1 protein-coding gene and 1 pseudogene are annotated in these 514 nt (G+C 44.2%); both read right to left on the bottom strand.

Going from position 1 to position 514, the window contains the following annotated elements; all coding sequences use genetic code 11:
- Window positions 1-207 (bottom strand): annotated as a pseudogene (locus tag AB5Y61_RS10595) (peptidoglycan hydrolase); the annotation flags it as partial.
- Window positions 208-217: 10 nt separating this feature from the next.
- Window positions 218-514, bottom strand: a 297-nt coding sequence (locus AB5Y61_RS10590) for a phage holin (RefSeq protein ID WP_368404124.1), incomplete at its 5' end; no start/stop codon positions are given.

Raw genomic sequence — 514 nt, 5'->3', positions numbered from 1 at the left:
ATAGAATCCATTATTTGCGAGTTGTTGCCCAAGTGTGACAGTTGACGGTAAGCCGATGATATTGATCCCAGCTTCTTTCAAAACTTGCGACATGATACCGGAACAATCCCCAGTGCCGTCCGAACCGTTACGACTGCCCAGCATTGAATAGGTAATTAGCCCGCGACGGCTGATAAAGCCATTTACAATAGATTGTTGTACACTCATTGTCTATCTCCTATTTCTTCCATTCTTCGTTGGCGCGTTTAACTGCTGCTTCAATAAATGTATTGAGTTCTTGATTCGTCAAGTGGATATTTTGAGACTCAAGGCCCTCGATCAAGCTCGTTTTAGCGTGTTCTAACTTGTCTTTGCCGTGGATATCCAACTTATCCGCAACTTGCTCTGTAGCGTTGACTGCGTTTTTAGCCAAGATCTCCACGATCTCGATCGCTTTCTTACCACCGCGCATGAGCAAGTATTTCTTGATCGCTTGAACAACGATCCCAGTTAATACCACCAAAATACTCATAGC

Origin of the sequence: Streptococcus parasanguinis (genome assembly GCF_040908565.1) — a bacterium.
In the GTDB taxonomy this organism is placed as follows: Bacteria; Bacillota; Bacilli; order Lactobacillales; family Streptococcaceae; genus Streptococcus; species Streptococcus parasanguinis_AC.
This window is presented reverse-complemented; position numbering and strand designations above follow the sequence as displayed.